The following is a 21235-nucleotide window of genomic DNA, read 5'->3' as shown; positions in this document are numbered from 1 at the left end:
GGGGGTCGGGCCTCACACGGCTCCTCACGGCTTAAGCCTCAGCTCCGAAGTCGCTCGTCATCCCCGCGCCTCAGGGGCGGGGCTCCGGTCCTTTTAAGCCAGGCGTTAAGCCGGCGCCCCCTGCTGCCCTCCGAGGATGGCCTCCAGGCTCTTCACGCCCGACAGCTCCTCCCAGCGGACTCCGAGGGCTAGCAGCATCTGCTCGAAGCCCGTCTTGATGTACTCGTAGTACTTGGAGACGTCGACCTCCGAGAGCTTCGCGAGGCTCACGGGCTTGACCCCCACGGCGTCCCTGGTCTTCACGAATGTGACTATGGTCCCCTTAGCCACTGGGACTCCCTCCTTCCTGAGCTGCAGCGCGGCCTTCACGTGCTGGGGCGTGTTTTTCTTGTACTCGTCGGGGTCCTTGGTGAGGGTTACCCTGAAGGCTAGCTCGTCGAGGGTATACTCCCTCTTCTTGAGCTTCATCCTGATGTCCCTGACGTAGTCCCTCACCTTAACCATGACCTTGAACACGTCCTCGGGCTCCCTGACGGTCGCCATGATGTCCAGCACTCTCCGGAACTCCTTCTTGATGAACTCGGGGGTGTTACTCTTCTTAGCCACCATGCCCTTAACGGTCACCTTCCCATCCTCGGAGATACCGATGTAGTTCTTCTTCAGCCCGCTGAACAGCGCCACCTTGAAGGCCTTATCCACCTCAAGGTCCAGGCCGTGCTTCTCCTTAACGTACCTTATCAGCTCCTCCATCGCCTCCCTCCTGGGGTTCCAGAGGAAGAGGCTGTCCGTGTCTCCGTAGATTATGTGGAGGTTCAGCTCCTCAGCCTTCCTCAGGGTGTCGAGCAGGACGGTCCTACCTATAGCCGTGACGCTCTCGGCGACGGCCAGGCTGTAGAGGCTGAACGCCTCGCTCCCGAAGACGCCGTAGCTAGCGTTTATGAAGACCTTCATAGCGGACTGGACGACGTCGTACCACAGCCTCTCCGCCTCGCTCAGCCCCTGCTGCTTGGCCTTCTTCTTGTAAATCCTCACCCTGAAGTCCCTCAGGAGCCCCACGATCTCGCTCGTGATGCCCTGGAAGGCCATGCAGACCTCGTGGCCCACGTCGGGGACCTTCCTCCGCGGCCCCTTGCAGAAGGGGTTGTTCACTGTCTCATAGCTCAGGTTCCAGTTCTTGATTATGCTCGGGTACAGGCTCGCGAAGTCAAGGACTATGATGTTGAAGAAGACGCCCTGTGGGGGGGTCAGGACTATCGCCCCCTTGTACTTCTTATCCTTGATCACCGCGGTGCTCCTGGCAATGTTACCGTAGTGCGCTATGTCCTGCCTGCGGGGTATGAGCCAGCCCCTCCGCCTGTGCTCCCAATACAGCAGGCTCCTGACCCACCCCGACACCTGGGTCCTCGTGACGTCTTCGAGTCCCAGCTTGCTTATACGGGCTAGCAGGACTATCAGGTTCCAGACCAGGTTGCCCCCGAAGGTTGCGAGCCTCAGCGTGAGGTCGGCGTCCCTAAGGTTGTACCTGGCGAGCTCGGAGTAGCTGATGTTCGAGACCGTGTCGCTCAGCTCGATCTTCCTCTCTCCCAGCAGGGCCTCGGAGATGGCGTCGAGGCTCAGCTCCCTGTACTTGTTCCCAAAGGCGTAGGCCTGCAGCGCCTTGATGCCGAAGAGCTTGTGGAGGTCTATGTGCACGCCCCAGTCGATGGAGTAGTAGTCCTGGTGGACGACGAGGGGTATGCGCTGGGGGTTGACTCCGAGGTAGCGCAGCCTGTTGTAGAGGTACGGCAAGTCGAACTTGTCGCCGTTGAACGTGAGCACGACGGGGTACCTGACCAGGTCTCTGAAGAAGGACTCGATCAAGTCGATTTCACTGTCGAAGAACTCGACCTCAGCCGGGACGTCCGGCTTCTCCTCTTGTCGCCCCGGCCTCCTGAGCAGGTAGACCTTCCTGAACCCGTCGCTGGCAACCAGGGCTATGCTGATAACGGGCTGCACGGGGTTATCCGGGTCTGGCACCTTGCCGCTCTCGGGCGTGTCCACCTCTATGTCGAAGGCAGCCATCGGCGGGTCAGGGGGCGGCTGCTCGAAGATGGGGAACCACTCGAGCGCGGTCTCCTGGACCTGTTTGTCCTCGTCGCTGAAGATTTTCAGGATGTTTCTGCGGGTCTCCTCGCTGACGCTCCAGTCTAGGGGCTCCCACCCGCGGGCCCCGACCCGGTACTTCATGGTCGGTATCAGCTTGTTGTCGTAGATGTAGTTATGGTGGTACTTGATGTCGGCCTCCCACGCTCCCTCGTCGGGCTCCTCGAAGCGGCTCCTCAAGTCTTTAACCGCCAGGGGGTCGGCTACGACCACCTTGGTGAACTTCCTGCGCTCCCGCCTGATGGGGTCGAACTTGACCACGACCTCGTAGTTGAGGAAGGATTTGTGGCTCTCAACCCTCTTGCCCCTCTCCCTTATCTCGTCCGGGCTTAGGTTCGTGAGGAAGTAGGGCCTATGGCCGGTCCTGTCCACCCACTTAACAATCCTGCCCTTCGCGGGGTCGTAGATCAATGCGACGGCCTTGCCGAGCTTGCCCTCGTACCTCACGTCCATCAGGTAGCCCGTGGCCTCGGCGACGTAGTACTCTGTTGGGTCATACCACGAGAACGCCCCGGCGGAGCGCCCGCCCCTCGCCTCCAGGGCGGCGTCGACCCCGGCCTCTGTGGGGGTGGAGGAGGCACCCCCCGAACCCGCCCCGGCGCCGGGGGCTGGAGCACCGCTCCCCCGGCTGGCGGCGCGGGCCAGCGTGGCCTCTCCGGCCTTCCCGGCTTCAGTGGAGCCCCCAGCCTTCGCCTCCCAGGCGGCGTGGCTTGGCGCTGCCTCGCGGCTGCTCCGCCCCCCACTGCTTCCCGGGGAGCCCTTGAGCCAGTCTAGTATCGTCGCTCTCCTCCCGCCTACATTAACCCTCCTGCGCCTCCTACGCAGCCCGGATAGGATGCTGTCCAGGTCGTCCTGGCTCCCGCCCAAGCCTCTAGCCCTGTGATGCATTGGGGAGGGGAAGCTTATTAGTGGGGGGAGCTGGGCGGAGAGCCCCTTAACACGGCGGCCTATTCGGCTCCTTCGCCGAGGCACGCCCGCGCTACGCAGAGGAGCCCCCCGGGGCTTCGGGGCTGACCGTGGGGAGAGCCCGCCGGGGAGCGGGGAGGGCTGGCGCTCGGTGGGTCAGCCCGGCTTGGCCGTGCTCGAGGGGTTGCTTGTGAGGCCTAGTGGGGGTAGGCGTGGGAGGTCCCCTAGCGGGCGGGCGTGGAGGGGAGGGTAGAGGGCTGGGGTTGTGGGTGCCGGGTGCCCGGCTTCCAGGCTCCCACCCGCGGGGCTCAAGCTCTTATCTATCACGATGAACCCGCTCAGCAGCTCCCTGAGCTTCACCGCGGAGTAGAGCGTGGAGAGCGCCTCCACAAGCGTCGTCAGGGGTAGGGCCGCCAGGGAGAGTAGGAGGCCCTGCAGCCCCATTGTTAGCGTGGGGTAGAGGGTGTAGGCTAGAAGCGCTAGGACGCCTCCGAGGGCGAGGGGCAGGCGAGCCGCCGGCGGGAGGAGGTGGAGGCCGCCCCTAGCCAGGAGGGGCACGCCGAAGTACAGGAGGGGGGCCGTGAGCCAGAGCAGGGCCTCGAGGCCCTTGAAGAACGCCAGCGTCGCCGGGTAGCGGCCTTTAACTATGTCCCTGAGCACGCCCACGTTCCACCTACCCCTCTGCCTCCACAGGTCCACGACGCTCCCTGGCGACAGTATCGAGACCAGGCTGCTCGACTGCGCCACCCTGACGCCGCGCTCGATAAGCCTCGCCGCGAACCACGTGTCCTCGGCGAGGCTGTCGGTGTTGAAGCCTATGGCCTTCAGCACGCTCCCGTGGACCACGAGGAAGTCCCCGTGGAGGCCGAAGATGGGCTTCCCAAGCCTCCTCAGGGCGAACCTGCTCCGGGTCACGTCCCCGTAGAAGCGGGTGGCGTCGGCGAGCCACGCTAGGAGGCTCCTACCCCTCCTGGGCGCCAGCACGCCGGAGTAGACGAGTGCCTCGCCCTCGTCCAGCTCGTGGAGGAAGCGCCTGTCCAGGGGGTAGCTGTCGTCGTCGAGTAGGACGTACCAGCGGTCCTCCCTGACGTGCTCCTCTATGAAGTAGTTCAGCGCCCTAGCCTTGTAGGCCCCCCTTTCGTACCACCCGGGGACCACTACCAGCTGGAACCCGGCGCCGGGCGACGCCGAGAGCGCCCTGAGCACGGGTATGCCCTCGGAGCCCTCGTCCACGATGACCCAGAGCTTGTACTCGGGGAAGAGGGACCTGACACGCCTAATGGTCTCCTCCAGCGCGCCGAGCACCCTGGAGCTGGCCTTGGAGACGATCACGAATTCAACGTCGCGCCTCGCGGGCCTAGAGGGAGCCCGGGACTTCCTTGGGAGGAGGGCCAGGAGGGCCGAGGCGGTGTTGGAGAGCGCCGCCACTACCCATAACCCTATGACGGCGTAGACGCACACGCCCCCGGCGGCGCTGGGGCTCATGTGGAGCAGCACCTCCGCGCGGCTAGGCCTGCCGCCGTGGATTTAACCCGAGCGGGGGGCGGGGGCCGCTTAGCGGGGCTTAAGGCAGGCTCGTCAACGCCTAAGCGCCGCTCGGGCGGTGGAGCCAGGGCTAGACCTCTAGGATCACGTCTACGCGCGTGACGGCCAGGAGCCGCGCTCTGGGCATGAGCCTGTCCTTCCTCGGGAGCCTCTTCATGAAGCTAGCCACGACGGGTCCCCGCGTGACCCGCTTTAGCTCCCTCACCGCGGCGTCCAGGTCCTCGACCAGGTCTAGGACGGTGAAGGAGTAGGTCACGTCGACGCTCTTGTCCCTCAGCGGTATGGACTCGACGTTGCCCTCCACGACCACGCACCTGGAGGGGCAGAGGTGGCCGAGCCTCCACTTCGCGATGCCTAGCATGCAGGAGGAGTAGTCGAGGCAGATGTACGCGTCGACGTAGTCCATGAGGCCCGTGGCCTTCATGTACTCCGCCAGGAGCCCCGTGCCGCAGCCGGCGTCCAGGACGACGCCGCGGGGCTTCACCCTCTTCAGGGCGGCGGCGTATTTCTCCATCTGCTCGGCCCTGTACAGCTCGTCGTACCCGCCGCAGGTGGCCTCGTACCTCTCCCTAACCCTCAGGCTCATAGCCGGCGCCGCCGCCTCCCCTGGGCCTCGTGGACTTAAGCCTTCCCCTCCCGGGTTATGTATAGTGGCGGGCGTGAAGGGGTAGCCATGCCGGGGATCGCGGAGCTCCCCCTCCACGGGGGCCACGTGCCGGAGTGGATGCTGAGGCACATGAAGAGGCTCGCCAAGGCTATCGTGGAGTATATCGTGGAGGTCAGGGGGCCCCGAGCGCTAGTCGAGGGCCTCTCGGACCCGGTGTGGTTCCAGGCATTCAACAACGTGATTGGGATGGACTGGGATAGCAGCGGGAGCACGACGGTGCTCACCGGGATCCTCAGGGAGGTGAGTAGGGAGGGCGACTACGGCTTCCTAGTCCTCGGCGGCAAGGGTAGGGCGATGCGCTCCGTCCCCGAGGAGGCGGGGCTCGCCGAGAGGCTTGGCGCCGACCCCGGGGAGGTGGTGAGGTTCAGCAAGCTCGCCGCGAGGATCGACTCTGCCCTAGTCCAGGACGGCTACGATCTCTACCATCACGCAGTCATCGTAGGCGAGGGCGGCCTCCTGCTCGTGGTCCAGCAGGGCATGAACACGGAGGCGAGGCTAGCCAGGCGCTACCACGTGGCGAGGCAGGACCTGGAGGAGCCGCACTCAGGCGTAGCCGGGATCCCCGGGCGGGCGATCCTGAACGCCACGGGGAGGGAGAGCAGGGAGGCGAGGAGGGCGTACCTCGACATAGTCTCGGAGGGGCCCAGGAGGTTTGAGAGGCTGCTCTGGGAGGCCTACAGGAAGGCCCGGGGGTTGAGGGGGCTCGACGAGTACCTCGCAGGCACCGCCACCCCCAGGCCCGCGGAGAGGGCCTACACCTACAGGCCCGTGAGGCCCGACAGGAGGCTCGTCAAGGCGGTTGAGGAGGTCTACAAGTTCAACCCCACGAGCGAGGTGGAGCTAGCCCTAGCACCCCGCCTGGGCCCGGTGCTCGTGAGGGCACTCGCGCTCATAGCGGACCTAGTCTACTCCATCCCCACGGGCACGAGCGACCCCGTGACCCACCCCCTCAACCCCTACCTCTACGCCTACGCCGTCGGGGGCAAGGACGGCGTGCCGAGGAGGTTCGACCCCAAGACCGCCGTGATGGCGGCGAGGCTGATCGAGGAGGCCGTAGAGTCCGCCAGGCTCGGGGAGAAAGACAAGTTAAGGGCCCTCAGCAGGCTGAGGCACTTCCTCCGGGCAAGGCTGGGGGTGGAGCCTTGAGGATACTCCACGTGAGCGACGTGCACTGCGCCACCGAGAACCTCGTGAGGGTCCTCGAGTCGGAGAGCTACGACCTAGTCGTGGCCTCCGGGGACTTTGAGTGCGAGGACTCCGCGAGGGCGCTCGTAGACGCCGGGGTCAAGGCGGTGGCGGTCACCGGCAACATGGACCACGCGGGGATCACCAGGATCCTCAGGGAAGCGGGGATCCTCATAGACGGCGAGGTGGTGGAGGTCGAAGGCCTTAAAATCGCCGGGGCGGGGGGCCTCGACCCCCTGACGAGCATAAGCATGCTCAGGTCGAAGGCGAGCGGCCCCGTTGACGTGCTCGTCACTCACCACCCCCCTAGGGGGGTTGTGGACAGGGTGTTCACCGGCATCCACGCCGGCCTGGAGGAGGTTAAGGAACTCATCGAGGAGCTGAAGCCGAGGGTCCACCTCTGCGGCCACATCCACGAGGCCAGGGGCGTGGGGCGCGTGGGCGACACGATCGTAGTTAACGCCGGGCCCCTCAAGAGCGGCTACTACGCAGTTGTGGAGCTGGACGGAGACGTGAAGGTGACACACCTTAGGGTTTAAATGCGGAGGCGGTCAAAGCCTACCGCGCGGAGGCTTGGAGCCATGGAGCTGGGCAAAGCCGTCGAGGAAGTGAAGTCGGTCGCCGTCCGCTACGGTTTGAAGGTTGAGACGCCAGGCGAGGTGTTAATCATCAAGCACCCCGAGGCCCCCATCACCGTCGAGCTGAGGGTGGAGGAGGGGCGCGCAGTCGCCGAGTTAAAGGTTGGCAGCGAGATCGGGGAGTACATTGACAGCCTCCTCGACGAAGGCGAGGACCCGAGGGAGGCGGTGGAGGAGGCTATGGAGGAGATGATTCGCATAATCGACTTTGCAGCCTCGAGGCTCGAGCGCGAGGGAATCAAGGTCGAGAGGAAGACGCGTGAGGGCATACTAGACGCCTACGACGCCCTCGAGGCCAGGCTCGAGGAGGAGTAGGGGCCGTTTAAACCCCCGCCCGGCCCACACCGCTTCCTCGGCGTTTGCATCGGGCAAGCGGTGGTTATGCACCTTGAGCGGGGGAGCTTCCAAGGCTAGGGAGGCCGTGAGGCCCCGCGTCGACCCCAGCCTGGTTGAGGAGATTAAGAGGATTGAGGAGAAGTGGCAGGCCCGCTGGCGGGAGGCGAGGCTCTTCGAAGCCGACCCCGACCCGGGGAGGCCTAAGTTCTTCGTAACCTTCCCCTACCCCTACGTCAACGCCTACCCCCACCTGGGCGGCGCCTTCACCATTCTCCGCGTCGACGTGACGGCTAGGTACAAGAGGATGCGCGGGTACAACGTGCTCTTCGCCCAGGGCTGGCACGCCACAGGGAGCCCGATAGTCGCCGCGGCCCTCAGGCTCCGGGAGGGGGACGAGAAGATCATAAGAGCGCTCAGGGAGATGGGGGTCAGCGACGAGGAGATCCCCAAGTTCAGGGATCCCACCTACTGGGTCTACTTCTTCAGCAAGGGGTGGAGGAGGGACCTCGAGAGGTACGGGATGAGCATCGACTGGAGGAGGGAGTTCTTCACAACCAAGCTCAACCCCTACTACAGCAAGTTCATCGAGTGGCAGTACCTCAAGCTCAGGGAGAAGGGGCTCGTGGGCAAGGGGGAGCACCCCGTGGTCTGGTGCCCCAAGGAGCAGAAGGTGGTCGGGGACCACGACAGGCCAGACGAGTACGCCGGGATAAGCCCGGAGGAGGCGGTGATAATAAAATTCCGGGGGGAGGACGGGCTCGTCTACCCCGCGCTCACCTACAGGCCCGAGACAGTCTTCGGCGTGACCAACCTCTGGGTCCACCCCGAAGCGGAGTACCTCATAGCCGAGGTCGACGGCGAGGACTGGGTGCTCAACGAGTACATGGCCGGGGAGCTCGCGGACCAGAAGCACGAGGTCAGGGTGAAGGGCAGGGTTAGCGGGAGGAGCCTCCTCGGGAGGATGGCTAGGAACCCAGTGACGGGCGAGCTCGTGCCGGTGCTCCCCGCGAGCTTCGTTGACCCGGAGCTGGGGACGGGCGTGGTAATGAGCGTGCCAGCCCATGCCCCCTTCGACTACGTCGCCCTCAGGGACCTCAAGGAGAGGCCTGAGGCGCTCGGGGCGTACGGGCTCAGCGCGGAGCTGGTGAGGGGCATCGAGCCCAAGCCCCTGATCAGGGTTGAGGGCTACAGCGAGGTGCCTGCGAGGGACGCGGTGGAAAGGAGGGGCGTGAGGAGCCAGGAGGAGAGGGAGAAGCTGGAGGAGGCGACTAAAGAGATCTACGCCAAGGAGTACCACACGGGCGTCCTAACCGAGGCTGCCGGCCGGTGGGCCGGGAGGAGGGTGTCCGAGGCTAAGGATGAGATAACCGAGTGGCTCGTGGGCGAGGGCGCGGCGGTGAAGGTCTATACCCTCCCCAGGCCCGTCTACTGCAGGTGCGGCGCGAGGACCCACGTGAAGATAGTGTCGGACCAGTGGTTCCTCCTCTACAGCAAGCCGGAGTGGAAGAAGCTGGCGCACGAGGCCATAGACTCGATGAGGTTCTACCCGGAGGAGATTAGGGGGGAGTTCCACAGGCTCGTGGACTGGTACAGGGACTGGGCCTTCACCCACAAGGGGGAGCTCGGCACCCCCCTCCCCTGGGATCCCGAGTGGGTGATCGAGAGCCTGAGCGACTCCACGATCTACATGGCCTACTACACGCTCGCCAAGTACCTCCAGCACCCGGAGGTCTACGGGATCAAGCCCGAGCAGCTGAAGCCGGAGGTCTTCGACTACGTCCTCCTCGGCAAGGGCGACCCCGTGGAGGTGTCTAGGAGGACTGGGATCCCCGTGGAGCTGCTGAAGGCTATGAGGGAGGAGTTCACGTACTGGTACCCCGTCGACCTCAGGATCAGTGGGAAGGACCTCATACCCAACCACCTAGTCTTCTTCATATTCCACCACGTCGCCATCTTCCCGAGGGAGCACTGGCCGAGGGGCATCGGGGTCAACGGCTGGATCCTCGTGGGCGGCGAGAGGATGAGCAAGTCGAAGGGCAACTTCATACTCCTAAGGCAGGCGCTCGACTGGTGGGGCGCCGACGCCACTAGGTGGGCCGAGATATTAGCGGGCGCCGACCCAGGCCTCGACGACGCCAACTTCGAGGCCGCGGTCGCCGACAAGGCGGTGGAGGACCTCCTCGGCTGGATCAGGTTCGCTAGGGAGAACTACGGGAAGGGCAGGACGGAGAGGCTCTCGGTGGACGACTGGTTCGAGAGCGTCCTCGAGAGGACGATTAAGGAGGTAACCGAGCACATGGAGAGGCTGGAGTACAAGACCGCGCTCGTGAAGGCCTTCTACGACCTCCAAGCCCAGTACAGGTGGTACCTGAGGAGGGCCGGGTCCCCCCACAGGGACGCGCTGAAGAGGTTCGTCGAGGCGGTCACACTCATGATAGCCCCCTTCGCCCCCCACACCGCGGAGGAGGCTTGGGAGGCGATTGGGAAGAAGGGCTTCGCCTCCGTGGCCCCCTGGCCGGTCGCGGATGAGTCCAAGATAAGGCCGGAGGTGGAGAGGGCCGAGGAGATAGTGAGGAGCGTCCTAGACGACGCCAGGGAGGTGCTCAGGTTCGCCAAGAACGCCAGGAGGCTCAGGGTGGTGGTGGCCGAGGAGTGGAAGTACAGGCTCCTAACGCTCATCGCCGAGAAGAGGAGGAGCGGGGCCCCCCTCAGGGACGCCGTGAGGGAGGCCATCGAATCCCTCCCCCCGAGCGAGAGGCGCAGGGCCGGCCGGCTGGTGCCGCTGATAACGAGGTTCCCCGAGGTGCTCTCGAGGCTCGTGGACAGGAGCCTCGAGGAGAAGGCGCTCAGGGAGGCGGCGGGCTTCCTCTCGAGGGAGCTCAAGGTCGAAGTAGTGGTGGAGAGGGAGGAGGAGAGCGACGCGCCGAAGAAGAGCCAGGCGCTCCCGGGGAAGCCAGCCCTCTACGCGGAGTAAACCCTTCAACCCCCTCCGCGCCGCTTCCGCCGGCCCCTCTCGCTGGGGCGGCGCTCTGGCTGGGGCAACCTAATTTTTGGAGGCGCCCTGAGGGTAGATTGATGGGGCAGCTTGTAATGCGCCGCAGGTTCAGGCCCGTAACGCTGCGGTCTCGATGCCTGATAGTGGAGGGCGACAGGATCCTTGTGCAGAGGGATAAGGATGGCCTCTACAGTCTCCCCGGCGGGAGGCTCGAGTTCGACGAGACCATCCCGTTCTGCGCCGTGAGGGAGATTAAGGAGGAGGCTGGGCTCGACGCCTTCCCGAAGAGCCTGGTCTACATCGTGGAGTACGTCGGCCACAAGAAGGGCAGGTTCAAGCACGACCTCCTCTTCATATTCAAGTGCGACTCGTCCGGCACCCTGAGGTGGAAGGAGAGGAGTATATTCTTCGAGTGGAGGACTATAGACGAGCTCAAGGGCTCCTTCTGGCCCGAACCCCTCCTGGAGTTCCTTGCCGAGGACCACCCTAACTACGACAGGTTCAGGTTCCTAGTCTTCCTAGAGGAGTCGCTGAGCTACATAAACACCCTCAACGGGAGCAGCGGCTGCGCCGTCAGGTTCTACACGCCCTGGAGCAGGGCTGGGGCCAACGGGAAGGGAGAAGCCAAGCACGCGACCCAGGGGGATGGCGGCGGGCAGGCCTAAAGCCCAGCCCCCCGCGCCGGGCGGGTATTATCGGGTCTCCCCCCTACTCAGCGCCGCCCGGGAAGGTTGTGAGTGGCCCCTGGAGGGGTGGCTGGGGTTGCAGCTGCTGGTCGAGGTGTTGAGGGTTTTCTCGGAGCTCGGCGCCGCCGGGCCTGGGGACGTGGCTGCGGCGTCGAGGCTGCCCAGGTACAAAGTGTTAGCCGTGGTTAAGTGCCTCGAGGAGCTTGGGCTCGTGGAGCCGCTCTACGCTAGGGGGAGCTACAAGGTTTACAGGGTGAGCGTGGCGGGCGAGAGGCTACTAGAGCTGGCTGCAGAGGGCGTAACCCTCCGGGACATCGTGGAGAGTGCAGTGTTGACCCACGCAAAAACGCCGAGCGCCTCCGGCGAGGCCGCGGGCGAGGAGGCTGCCGCGGGCACCGGCGGATGAGCGCCTGGGGGAGCCGGGCTTACTGGAGATCATCCGGCACGAAGGCCGGCTTCTCGGCGAGGTTCACGATGGGTATCGAGACGTACCCTGTCTTAGTCGAGTTTGAGATCTCGACCCTCTCGCCCGTGTCGTCCACCTTGATCAGTATGTACTTGGCCTTCTCCTCCGGCTCGTCCTCCTCAGCGCTCCTGGAGTAGTAGTAGATCAGGGGGATCCCGTACTTCTTGTAGTAGTCCTTGAAGCTCATGTGGACCATGTAGATCACCCTGCCGTTCCACTTGAACCTGTAGACGGGCATCACGATGTAGCGGGCGGCGGGGACGATTGCGAGCCTCGCTAGGTCGGCGAGGCTGCTGACCCGGACGGCGACCGCCTTCTCGACCTCGCTCAACAGCGGGCACCTCGCATTACCGCTTGCCGCGGCGGCTCTTTTACCCGAACATTAACCCGAACGCCGCGCCCCTAGCCCTCCTCCCTGAAGCCGTACCTGCCGACGAGCGGGACGAAGATGACGGGTATCGTGCGCACCTCCTCCACCTCCCCGGACTCGTTCTTAACAGCGAGCACGAGGTCCTGAGCCCACCTGTCGCCCACGGGGGCCACCAGCCTGCCCCCGGGCTTGAGCTGGTCCAGGAGCGGCTCGGGGATCCTGGGGGCGGCGGCTGTCACGATTATCCTGTCGAAGGGGGCCTCCTCGGGCAGGCCGAGGGTCCCGTCCCCGACCACCACCGTGACCCTGTCAGCGTAGCCCGTCCGCTCCAGGTTCCTCCGCGCGAACTCCGCCAGCTCGGGGATCCTCTCAATGCTCCACACGTGCCCCCACTCCTCCCTCGGGGCGTCCTCGGGCGCTACTATCTCGGCCAGCACCGCCGCCTGGTACCCGCTCCCCGTCCCGACCTCCAGCACCTTGTGGCCGACGTCGGGGTCCAGGAGTTCAGTCATGTAGGCCACGATGCTCGGCGCGCTAATAGTCTGGCCGTAGCCTATGGGCAGGGGCCTGTCCTCGTACGCGTAGAGCCTCAGGTCTTCGGGGACGAACTCCTCCCTTGGCACCTTCAGCATAGCCCTCTCCACCTTCCAGCTCCTAATGTAGCCCATAGCCTTCAGCTCCTCCACGAGCCTCCTACGCGCCTCCGCGAAGTCGAGGGGCACCCCCAGGCACCTCTCAGGCAACACTAGCGCGCCACGACTCCGGTAGGTGCTCGGGTGCCTTGTTTTATGCGCGGGCCACCCACCCCGCCCCCCGGGCCAGCCGGGAGGGGGTGGCCTGGCTTAGCCCGGGTTGTCGAGGGCCGCTGGTTCGTGTTCAAGGCTCGGGGGCACGTGAACGTTAGAGCCCTCCACAGGACCACGTTCGAGGTGACTAAGGAGGACTACCTCACTGAGAGGGGGGACTGCATCGTGGGCGTCTCCTCCGAGGCCGCTGCAGCCGACCTGCCGGGGTGGCTCAAGGAGTGGCTCCGATCCGGGGGGCCGGTGGTGGCGGTGCTCAGCGCCGGCGGCTTCGTCGACGCCGTGGCGGGGTGGGGGGATCCCAGGATGACGCTGAGCGACCCGGTTAGGATGGTGTTCCGGAGGAGCACCTACGTGGGCCCCGAGACGGTGATGGTGAGGGCTAGCAAGGCGGCGAGGGGGATCGAGAGGGGGCTGGTTGAGGCGCTCCGGCGCGGGGCAGAGTTAACCGTCGCCATCGCGCCGCTCAACCTCGACGTCGACGGCGTAGATTGACTGCCTCGGGGAGTACTCCAGCACCTCCCGCGCCTTCGGCTCCCCGATGGCTCTGCAGCCGGCCCCCTCCAGGCGCTCGGCCACCGCGGAGGCGGCCTGGGAGGGCTCGGAGGCTAGCGTGTAGACGTGGAGCACCGCGGCCCCCCTGGGGGTGGCGAGGCTGCAGGCCTCCCGGATGAAGCCCAGGCTCCCCGTGGGGTGGTTCATCACCACCCTGTCGAAGACCGGCTCCAGCACCGAGGGGAGGAGCCTGGCGTCGGCCCTCGCCAGGGCGACTGTGCCCCGCAGCTTGTTGGCGCACACGTTCCACGCCGCGAGGCGGACTGCGTGGGGGTTTATGTCGACGGCGAGCACGCGGGCCGCCCTGAGGTGGGCTATGTGCACCGCGAACCCGCCGACGCCTGTGAACATGTCGAGCACCCTCTCCCCGTCCCTCGCCTGCTCCGCCACCCTCCTGTGCTCGAAGGAGAGGCGCGGGTTGTAGTACGCCCTGGCCACGTCGACCCTGAAGCGTAGCCCGTACTCCCTGGCGGTGGTCTCGGTCCTCTCCTCCCCCGCGAGGTGGACCAGCCTGGGGAGCCTGTAGGGGCCGTGGGTCCCCACCTTGAGCCACGCCGCCCCCGCCACGCCCCTCGCCACGAGCTCCCCGGCGTATGCCCTCAGCCTGTCGAGGCTGACGCCCTCCCTGGGGTTGAAGACCAGTATGTCGCCCACCAGCCAGTAGCCGGGGAGCCCCTGCTCCCTGGGGCTGGGCGGCCCCCTGCGGGCCTCCTGGAAGGAGGCGGTGCACGGCTCCGCCGGGATCCCGGCCTCCCTCAGCGCCTCCAGCGCCTCCCCCAGGCTAGTGACGGGGAAAAGGATCCTGCCCCCCGCCCTCCCCGGCTTCAGGCCCCTAGCCAGCAGCCCCCTCGCCGCCAGGATCCTCCTCGCCCTCTCCGCATCGCGCGGGTCGACTGAGGCGCAGGGCGACTCGGGCACGCGGCGCTCACCGGCTGAAGACTATCCTGGCCAGCTTGCCGATCGAGATCTCCGCTAGAGCCACGGGGTACTTGAAGCCTAGACCGGTGAGGATCCCGGGGTTCACATCCCCCAGCCAGGCGAACTCGCCGACGCCGGGGTTCACCAGCGCAGCGGCGCGGCCGGGGATGAAGAGGGGGGACTCGAAGGGCTCCGCCGTGAAGCTGACGCCGAGCACCCTGAGGATAGCGTAGACCGGGGCCTGCACGTCCTCGAAGCTGACCGAGTCATCCATGACTGCGAGGCCGAGCCTCAGGTCCTCCTCGACTGACTCGCCGGACTTGTAGACGACCTCGCCCACCTCGAACACCTTGACAGGCTTCTCGGCGTGCTGGTTCGCGGCGAGCGTCTGGAGCAGCGTCGCCGCGATGCTGGGCCTGAGGACGCTGTACTCCTCCTGCACGGGGTTCTCCAGCGTAACCGCCACGCCCTCCATGCCGATCGCCTTCACCACCCTCGGGCTGGTGAGGATGAGTTGGAGGACCTCGGTGAACCCGAGGCCTAGCGCGAGGAGGCGGAGCTGCCTGGTGAGCCTCACCTCCGGCAGCACGCTCCCCCTGAGCCTTGGGGGCTCGTACCTCGGCTCGATGCTCCCTATCCCCCTCATCATCGCTATGTCCTCGATGAGGTCTATCGTGCCCAGGACGTCGACGCGGAACGGGGGGACCTCGACCTCGACCAGCTCGCCGCTTATCGCCTCGGCCTGGTGCCTGGCGCGGAGCAGCAGCTCCTCAACCTCCTCGGCCTCGACTTTGAAGCCGAGGATGCGGGAGGCCTCGCTCACGGGGAGCTCCAGGCTCTTGGTCTCCAGCCTGGGGTAGACCACTGAGGCCTCCTCGGCGCCTCCGGGGGCGACGATTACCTCGCTCACCACCGCGCCCGGCCTCTCGGCGAGGTTCGAAACTATCAAGTCGAGGGTCTTCGAGACCAGGGCGGCGTCGGTGCCCGTCACGTCTATGAAGACGTGGGACGTCCCGGGCTCGAGGGCGGTGTAGTTGGCGTTAATCACTGGCGGCATCGATATGACCTTGCCCCCCACGAGCAGGAAGGGGTGCCTGCCCTCCCTCAGCGAGATCCCCCCGTACTCCCTCCCCTGCTTGCTGGACGCGAGCACCTCCGAGGCCTTGACCTCCCTCTCGCTCCCCAGGGGGGCGAAGACCACGCTGTCGACGGGGAGGAACTTGTACTCCACCTCGACGGGCCCCCCGCCCGCCAGGCTCTGCAGCTTGTCGAAGTCGTGGAGGCCTATGGCCACCTTCCTCCTCTTCCTACCGATGCCGTCGTGGAGCTTCTCCTGGAACTGGATCAGCTCCTCTAGGAAGGCCTCGTCAATGTTGACGTTCTTCACCACCGCCGCGGCGACGTAGGGCCTCGACGGCACGTCGAAGACCTTGAGGACCACGTTGCCCTCCACGACCGGGGGCTTCTCGTAGCCCAGCTCCTCGCCGAGGAAGCCCTTGAGTGCCCTCGCTATCCCCTCGCCTATGTACATGTCGGGCCTGTCCGGGTTCACTTCGATCGCGTAGTACTCCCCCTCCTCCTCCACCTCGGCCTTGAGGTTGAAGAGCGCCTCCTTCAACTCCTCCTCCGGTATGCCGCCGACGAGCGTGGAGAGCCTCTGCTTCCTAACCCTGATCACCGGCATGGCTTCAAAACCTCACAGCCGGACCCTGAAGGCCTTGATCTCCGAGACGTCGCGGGTGTAGAGCTTCCTAATATCGGGTACCCCGTAGTAGGCGGCTGCGAGCCTCTCGATCCCCATGCCCCAAGCGCCCACGGGGTAGTCGAGTCCAGCCATCTCGAGCACCTCGGGCCTGAAGAGGCCGGCTCCGAATAGCTCTATCCACCTGCCGTCGGGGAGCCTGGCGTAGCCCTCCACGCTCGGCTCGGTGAAGGGGAAGTAGGCGGGCTTGAACTTGACCTCGAGCCCCACCCTCTCCGCGAACTCCTTGAGGGTGCCCAGGAGGTCCCTGAAGGTGTAGCCGCTCCACCCCTCCACCCCGTCGAGCTGGTGGAACTCGGGCAGGTGCCTGGCGTCCGCCGGGTCCCGCCTGAACACCCTGCCTATGCTGAAGAACCTCATCGGCTCCGCGGGGGGCTCGCCGTAGATCATGCCAGAGATTAGCCTGGCGCTCACGCTCGTCATCTGGCTCCTCATCACCCTCCTCCCGGCGGCCTCGGCGCTCCACTTGTAGCCCCAGCCCCTCTCGTGGACCCTCCTAACCCTCCTTGCCATGTCTGCGAGCTTCTCCTCGAAGCTCACAGGCGGGAGCTTAGGCCTGAGGGTGTCGTGGATCTCCCTCGCCGGGTGGTCCTGGGGCTGGAAGAGTAGGTCGAAGTTGAACAGCTCGACCTCCACGAGGGGGCCCTTGACCTCGGTGAACCCCATCTCCTTCATTATGTCCCTGATCTCCTCTATGAACTCCTGGAGGAAGTGGAGCCGCGCGGGGTAGACCCTGGGGGGCTCGGCTCGAACGTCGTACCTGGCCAGGTGGACCCTCGACCACGAGCCGTCGGCCAGCATGGAGGAGGTTATCCTGCCCGTGCTGGCGACGACGTGGCTTAGGATACTCTCCGGGTCGCCGAGGAGGCGGATCCTCTTCTCCCTCAACTCCTCCTCCGCGACGAGCCTGCGCTTTAGCAGCTCGGCCAGCGCCTCGCGGTCCGAGGGCTCCTTGCCGCCCGCGACCTCGGCGAGGACCCTCTTCAGCCTCTCAATCCTCCTCCTAGCCTCCCCGAGGTCCCCCGTGGCCTCCACGACCTTCACTCCGTCCCTGCTCGAGACCCTCACGAGCCCGGCTAGCCCCCTCATCGCAGCCGCGAGCCTCTGCCCCCCGAGCCTCCTGGAGGCCTCCTCGACCGGCGCGGCGCCCCCGTGCTCCTCGATGACTGCTAGGAGCTCCTCCTCCGGGAGGCCCCTGCGCAGCGCCTCCTCGCCCCTCTCCGTGAGCCTGTACCTCTTCACGCTCCTCGTCTCCACCGAGAGTAGGTTCTTCGAGGAGAGGAGGCTGGCGAGGCTCTCAATCGTGGACTCCGGCACGCCCAGGATCCTGGCGGCCTCCTTAACGGTGCCCTCCCTGAACCCCTTCTCCTTCATCTTCTTGAGCAGGCGGTACTCGCCGTCGCTCACGACGATCCTGGGTTCAGCCAAGACCCTGGCACCCCATACACTAAAGCACCCAGGGAATCCCTTCCCGGGCTGGCTTCCCCGTAAAACCCGGCGCCTACGGGGCGTAGATATAGGTTGTGACGTCGAGGTCGGCGCAGGCGGCCCCGCCCCGCCGCGGCCGGGGCGGCGAACCGTTTTAACCAGGGCAACGGCGTCGATAGAGTGACTCGCCACCACCCGGAGGTGAACGGGTTTGACCGGCGGGCTCATAGACTACGAGGACTTCGCGAAGGTCGACTTGAGGGTCGGAAAAGTGCTCTCGGCCGAGCGGGTCAAGGGCAGCAGGAAGCTGATCAAGCTAATCGTGGACCTCGGGAGCGAGAAGAGGCAGATACTCGCCGGCCTCGCCAAGTGGTACAGCCCCGAGGAGCTCGTCGGGAAGTACGTGGTGGTGGTCGCCAACCTGAAGCCGAAGAAGATGATGGGCCTAGAGAGCCAGGGGATGATACTAGCCGCCTGCGGGGAGGACTCCAAGCCAGCCCTCGTCACCGTCGAGGGGGAGGCGAAGCCTGGCGAGAAGGTGTGCTAGCACCCCCCCAGCCCCTAGCGGGGGCCGCGAGTCCTCCACGCGCTCGGCGACGCCCAGGATTCCCCCTTCGGCTTCGAGGCGTCGAGGCCAGCCACCGCCAGGCCCCAAGGGCAGGCGCCCCCCGGGATCCTGGCGGCTCACGCCCCAAGGGGGAGCGGCCCTATAACGGCTGGCCGCCCGGGGGGATCCCGTGGAGGGTGGTAGTGAAGAGCCAACACCTAGGGAGACCGTGAGGGCTCGGGATGACCGGTTCCCTGCGGCTGAACCGCCCCCGGGGCGAGGGAAAGCTTTATAAGACCCGGGCCTGGGGGACTGGGTTACACGCCCGGCCCGGCCATAGCGGCCGGGCAACACCCGGACTCGTATCGAACCCGGAAGTTAAGCCGGCCGCGTTGGGGGTGCCCGTGGGGTCCGAGAGGCCCCGCAGGCCCCCCAAGCCGGGACCGGGCGCCACATCCTCCACGCCTCGGGGGTTCGCTAGCTTCTCTCGGCTACTGGGCGATTCGTGGGCGCGTTCATGTGGACGTGTTCCTTTAAAACGCCCGCGGGGCGTTCCAGCCTTTGATGAGAGCAGCGAGGCCCCTTCACCGCTGCGAGGGGTTGGGGGCGCAGCGCCCTGGACGGGCCGGGGATGCGTGGGAAGGCGGCTGTTGACGATTTGAGGCGTAGGGTGGTTGAGGGTAGCGTAGTCCGTGCAATCCTCTGGCTCGCTGGGCCCGTCGCCGCCAGCAGGCTTCTCGGCACGGTGCAGGAGAGCGTTGACTCCATCCTCCTGGGGAGGCTTGGGAAGGCCCAGCTGGCGGCGCCCGTCGCCGTGTGGCCGTTGATCTTCCTCTTCTTCGGCTTGGTGTTCGCGGTTAACACTGCGGGCGGCGCCTTGGTGTCGCAGCTCGTGGGGGCCCGGAGGTACGACGAGGCGTCGAGGGCCGCGGGGAAGCTCTGGGGGTTGACGCTCATCATAGGCGCCGCCTCGGCGGCCGCGGTGGCGCTCCTGGCCCCCGTGGTCTTCAGGCTCCTCGGGATCCCGGGGGAGGTTTACAGGCTCAGCCTCGCCTACACGTGGATTGAGTCTATCTCTATGCCGTTCGCCTTCACAATGTTCTACTTCACGAGCCTCTCCAGCAGCATGGGTGACACCCGGAAGCCCTTCTGGGTCAACGGCCTCTCGAGCGCGCTGAACCTGGCGCTCGACCCGCTGCTGATCTTCGGCCTCCTAGGCCTGCCGAGGATGGAGGTAGTTGGCGCCGCCCTGGCGACGAGCATCTCCAGGATAGTCGCCGGGGGCTACGCCGCCGCCCTCACCGCCTCGGGGGCCCTGGGCTTCAGGGTCAAGCCGCAGCTCCCCGACGCCGGCGTGGTTAGGCTCGTCGCGAAGATCGGGGGGCCCGTGGGGGCTCAGACGGTGCTGACCAGCACGGCCTTCCTAGTCATGACGGGCATAGTGGCGGGCCTCGGCACTACGGCTATGGCCGCGTACAACGTGAGCCTCGCGGTCGTGGGCATGGTTCAGGCGTTCACCATGGGGTTCTCGGTGGCCCTCTCGACGGTGGTGGGCCAGAGCCTCGGGGCGGGCCTGCCGGAGAGGGCGAGGGAGGCGGCGGTCAAGGGCCAGGCGCTGCTCTTCGCCATACTATCCGCGGGGGTGGCGGTGATCGAGGCGTTCAGGAACCAGCTCGCAGCCGTCTTCACCAGCGACCCCGACGTGCTCGCGGAGGCGAGGGTCATGATAACAGTCTTCGCCCCCAGCATACCCTTCCTCGGCCTCCTATTCACCGCCAACGGCGTCGCCCAGGGGAGCGGGGCCACGCTGGCGCCGGCGATCCTCAGCATCTCGAGGCTGTGGCTCCTAAGGATCCCCCTCTCCTACACGCTAGCCTACACCCTAGACCTGGGATCCCTCGGCGTATGGCTGGGGATGAGCGCGAGCAACATCGCCACCGGCGTGGCTGCAGTCCTCTGGATCCACAAGGGATCCTGGCTCAAGGCCAGGGCGCTGGAGGAGCTGCGCCCTGAAACATTGCCGGCGGCGATCCCCGCGAGCCGGGCAGGGGACTGCGACGGGAAGAACCGAGGCTAGCCCCCGGGATCCCCGGCTCCCGGCTTGGTGCAACCCGAGGGGTCCGGGCGGCCGCTACCTCCCGACCACCGGCTGCGGGCTCACGATTTCAAGCTTGGACCCGCAGAACGGGCAGGTGTACTTCAGCGCCCTCGCGTCCGCGGCGCAGAAGTAGGCCTCGTACTTCGCCGCGCACTTGGGGCAGGCGTAGACCACCTCGGTCTTCCTAGTCCTAGGCTTCTGCCCGCTAAGGTCGAGGGCGGCGCCGCAGACGCGGCAGTAGACGCGGAGCCAGCCCTTGTGGCCCCAGCTCCACGAGCCCTTGAGCAGGCCTATCGTCAAGCCCTCCACACCCCTAAGCCTCGCACCCGGGGCCTGGGGCTGCGGCGAGTGAACGGTTTAAAGATTGACGCCCCCAGGGCCTGGCGTGTGGAGGCCGTGGAGGTGCCTGGAAGCGTTGCCCTCGAAGCCCGTGCTGTTGATAGCACTGCTCTTCGCGTCCGCCCTGGCCTCGGCGGTCATAGGCTATGCCGTGTACTGGAGCTACGCCTCCGTCCTCGGGGACTTGGGGGGGCAGCCGGCGCTCGGCGACATACTCTCGAGGGTGGCTAGGCTCGAGTACAACGCCTCGTCGCCGGGCGACGGCAACTTCACGGTGGTCTTCACTAACAACCCCGTCGGGGGGAATGCGACGCTGGAGATGAGGGACTCGAGCGGGAGGACGGTGGCCCTCTACAGGTTCACCTACAACGAGACCGGGGTGGTGGAGGCGAGCCGCGTCGACCCCGGCACCGGCGAGGAGACGCCCGTGGACCCCCGCGACTTGGAGGAGATGCTCTTCAACCCGGTCAGGTTCAACGTGACCCAGGCTTTAGGCGTCTCATCCCTCAACGTTAGCCCCCAGCCCAGCCTGGGCCCCCTCCTCCTGCCCTACACGCTCTCCAAGGAGCTTGGAGTCGACTGGTCGAGCCTCAGGAGCCCCATGGCCAGCGTGAGGGTCGGCTTCACGAAGGTGGAGTGGGGCGGCGGCGAGCTGAGGGGAGTGGCGGTGACCGTCGAGCCCAGGCTCCCCGTCCAAACCACGACGTGGTCGAGGGCGACGGTGATAGCGATGACTCTGGCGAGGGTCAACGGGGTCCCCGCCGCGGTCCAGGCCACCGTCGTCGCGGGGCAAGACTACGTAACCCTGACCCTCGTTTCACTCGAGCCCGCCCAGGGCTAGCCCCCTTC

At 66.1% G+C, this 21235-nt stretch carries 19 protein-coding genes and 1 rRNA gene; 11 read left to right on the top strand and 9 right to left on the bottom strand.

Annotated features, from left to right (window positions below; genetic code table 11):
* Nucleotides 1–105 precede the first annotated feature (105 nt).
* From ACYQ3J_RS04235 to ACYQ3J_RS04225, 3 genes are all read right to left on the bottom strand, one after another.
* On the bottom strand, nt 106–3009 hold the full coding sequence (locus tag ACYQ3J_RS04235; RefSeq protein WP_460125091.1) for a DNA-directed DNA polymerase I: 2904 nt from the start codon (nt 3007–3009) through the stop codon (nt 106–108).
* Nucleotides 3010–3204: 195 nt separating this feature from the next.
* Nucleotides 3205–4545: a glycosyltransferase family 2 protein gene (locus ACYQ3J_RS04230; RefSeq protein WP_460125089.1), complete on the bottom strand. Its 1341-nt coding sequence runs from the start codon at nt 4543–4545 to the stop codon at nt 3205–3207.
* Nucleotides 4546–4663: 118 nt separating this feature from the next.
* On the bottom strand, nt 4664–5179 hold the full coding sequence (locus ACYQ3J_RS04225) for a class I SAM-dependent methyltransferase (RefSeq protein WP_460125087.1): 516 nt from the start codon (nt 5177–5179) through the stop codon (nt 4664–4666).
* 87 nt (nt 5180–5266) lie between these two features.
* Between ACYQ3J_RS04225 and ACYQ3J_RS04220 the strand changes: the two genes are divergently transcribed.
* From ACYQ3J_RS04220 to ACYQ3J_RS04195, 6 genes are all read left to right on the top strand, one after another.
* The gene (locus ACYQ3J_RS04220) at nt 5267–6406 is read left to right on the top strand and encodes a DUF763 domain-containing protein (protein ID WP_460125085.1); all 1140 of its coding nucleotides are present in this window, start codon (nt 5267–5269) and stop codon (nt 6404–6406) included.
* Nucleotides 6403–6984, top strand: coding sequence for a metallophosphoesterase family protein (locus tag ACYQ3J_RS04215; RefSeq protein ID WP_460125083.1), 582 nt, complete (start codon nt 6403–6405; stop codon nt 6982–6984). The genes ACYQ3J_RS04220 and ACYQ3J_RS04215 overlap by 4 nt, the downstream gene beginning before the upstream one ends.
* On the top strand, nt 6985–7398 hold the full coding sequence (locus tag ACYQ3J_RS04210) for a hypothetical protein (protein WP_460125080.1): 414 nt from the start codon (nt 6985–6987) through the stop codon (nt 7396–7398).
* A gap of 73 nt (nt 7399–7471) precedes the next feature.
* Entirely contained in the window at nt 7472–10393 is a 2922-nt protein-coding gene (leuS, locus tag ACYQ3J_RS04205) for a leucine--tRNA ligase (protein ID WP_460125078.1), read from the top strand.
* Nucleotides 10394–10494: 101 nt separating this feature from the next.
* Nucleotides 10495–11079: an NUDIX domain-containing protein gene (locus tag ACYQ3J_RS04200; protein ID WP_460125075.1), complete on the top strand. Its 585-nt coding sequence runs from the start codon at nt 10495–10497 to the stop codon at nt 11077–11079.
* A gap of 97 nt (nt 11080–11176) precedes the next feature.
* The gene (locus ACYQ3J_RS04195; RefSeq protein WP_460125072.1) at nt 11177–11506 is read left to right on the top strand and encodes a transcriptional regulator; all 330 of its coding nucleotides are present in this window, start codon (nt 11177–11179) and stop codon (nt 11504–11506) included.
* Nucleotides 11507–11525: 19 nt separating this feature from the next.
* Here ACYQ3J_RS04195 and ACYQ3J_RS04190 read toward each other — a convergent pair whose 3' ends face one another.
* Together ACYQ3J_RS04190 and ACYQ3J_RS04185 are read right to left on the bottom strand one after the other, a co-directional pair.
* On the bottom strand, nt 11526–11897 hold the full coding sequence (locus ACYQ3J_RS04190; RefSeq protein ID WP_460125070.1) for a hypothetical protein: 372 nt from the start codon (nt 11895–11897) through the stop codon (nt 11526–11528).
* A gap of 71 nt (nt 11898–11968) precedes the next feature.
* Entirely contained in the window at nt 11969–12679 is a 711-nt protein-coding gene (locus tag ACYQ3J_RS04185) for a protein-L-isoaspartate(D-aspartate) O-methyltransferase (RefSeq protein WP_460125067.1), read from the bottom strand.
* 45 nt (nt 12680–12724) lie between these two features.
* Between ACYQ3J_RS04185 and ACYQ3J_RS04180 the strand changes: the two genes are divergently transcribed.
* Entirely contained in the window at nt 12725–13234 is a 510-nt protein-coding gene (locus ACYQ3J_RS04180) for a DUF371 domain-containing protein (RefSeq protein WP_460125063.1), read from the top strand.
* Here ACYQ3J_RS04180 and ACYQ3J_RS04175 read toward each other — a convergent pair.
* Genes ACYQ3J_RS04175 through pheS form a run of 3 tightly spaced genes read right to left on the bottom strand, consistent with a single transcriptional unit; the run spans nt 13184 to nt 17402 of the window.
* Nucleotides 13184–14212 (bottom strand): class I SAM-dependent methyltransferase, encoded by a 1029-nt coding sequence (locus ACYQ3J_RS04175; RefSeq protein WP_460125061.1) that lies wholly within the window; start codon nt 14210–14212, stop codon nt 13184–13186. The two genes, ACYQ3J_RS04180 and ACYQ3J_RS04175, sit on opposite strands and share 51 nt — an antisense overlap.
* Before the next feature lie 7 nt (nt 14213–14219).
* A complete protein-coding gene (gene pheT / locus ACYQ3J_RS04170) occupies nt 14220–15896 on the bottom strand; it encodes a phenylalanine--tRNA ligase subunit beta (RefSeq protein ID WP_460125059.1) in 1677 nt (558 codons plus the stop codon).
* 12 nt (nt 15897–15908) lie between these two features.
* A complete protein-coding gene (gene pheS, locus ACYQ3J_RS04165) occupies nt 15909–17402 on the bottom strand; it encodes a phenylalanine--tRNA ligase subunit alpha (RefSeq protein WP_460125056.1) in 1494 nt (497 codons plus the stop codon).
* Nucleotides 17403–17613: 211 nt separating this feature from the next.
* Here pheS and metG point away from each other — a divergent pair, with 211 nt between their 5' ends.
* The 3 genes from metG to ACYQ3J_RS04150 all read left to right on the top strand — a co-directional run bounded on the left by metG (nt 17614) and on the right by ACYQ3J_RS04150 (nt 20026).
* Nucleotides 17614–17949: a methionine--tRNA ligase subunit beta gene (gene metG, locus ACYQ3J_RS04160; RefSeq protein WP_460125053.1), complete on the top strand. Its 336-nt coding sequence runs from the start codon at nt 17614–17616 to the stop codon at nt 17947–17949.
* A 326-nt stretch (nt 17950–18275) separates the two neighbouring features.
* A 5S ribosomal RNA gene (gene rrf, locus ACYQ3J_RS04155) occupies nt 18276–18395 on the top strand.
* A gap of 212 nt (nt 18396–18607) precedes the next feature.
* Entirely contained in the window at nt 18608–20026 is a 1419-nt protein-coding gene (locus ACYQ3J_RS04150) for an MATE family efflux transporter (protein ID WP_460125050.1), read from the top strand.
* Between the two features lie 54 nt (nt 20027–20080).
* Here ACYQ3J_RS04150 and ACYQ3J_RS04145 read toward each other — a convergent pair whose 3' ends face one another.
* Nucleotides 20081–20356, bottom strand: a complete 276-nt coding sequence (locus tag ACYQ3J_RS04145; protein ID WP_460125048.1) for a hypothetical protein — start codon at nt 20354–20356, stop codon at nt 20081–20083.
* Nucleotides 20357–20462: 106 nt separating this feature from the next.
* Between ACYQ3J_RS04145 and ACYQ3J_RS04140 the strand changes: the two genes are divergently transcribed.
* Nucleotides 20463–21227 carry a hypothetical protein gene (locus tag ACYQ3J_RS04140; RefSeq protein WP_460125045.1) on the top strand — a complete coding sequence of 255 codons (765 nt, stop codon included), beginning with the start codon at nt 20463–20465 and terminating at the stop codon, nt 21225–21227.
* Nucleotides 21228–21235: the final 8 nt, after the last annotated feature.

The sequence above is a fragment of the Stetteria hydrogenophila genome (genome assembly GCF_054657575.1).
This window is presented reverse-complemented; position numbering and strand designations above follow the sequence as displayed.

Bases quoted from the DNA above. Each gene is read 5' to 3' on its own strand.
- ACYQ3J_RS04225 (WP_460125087.1), bottom strand. From the start codon at position 5,179: ATGAGCCTGAGGGTTAGGGAGAGGTACGAGGCCACCTGCGGCGGGTAC.
- ACYQ3J_RS04220 (WP_460125085.1), top strand. From the start codon at position 5,267: ATGCCGGGGATCGCGGAGCTCCCCCTCCACGGGGGCCACGTGCCGGAG.
- ACYQ3J_RS04210 (WP_460125080.1), top strand. From the start codon at position 6,985: ATGCGGAGGCGGTCAAAGCCTACCGCGCGGAGGCTTGGAGCCATGGAG.
- ACYQ3J_RS04200 (WP_460125075.1), top strand. From the start codon at position 10,495: ATGGGGCAGCTTGTAATGCGCCGCAGGTTCAGGCCCGTAACGCTGCGG.
- ACYQ3J_RS04180 (WP_460125063.1), top strand. From the start codon at position 12,725: ATGCGCGGGCCACCCACCCCGCCCCCCGGGCCAGCCGGGAGGGGGTGG.
- pheT (WP_460125059.1), bottom strand. From the start codon at position 15,896: ATGCCGGTGATCAGGGTTAGGAAGCAGAGGCTCTCCACGCTCGTCGGC.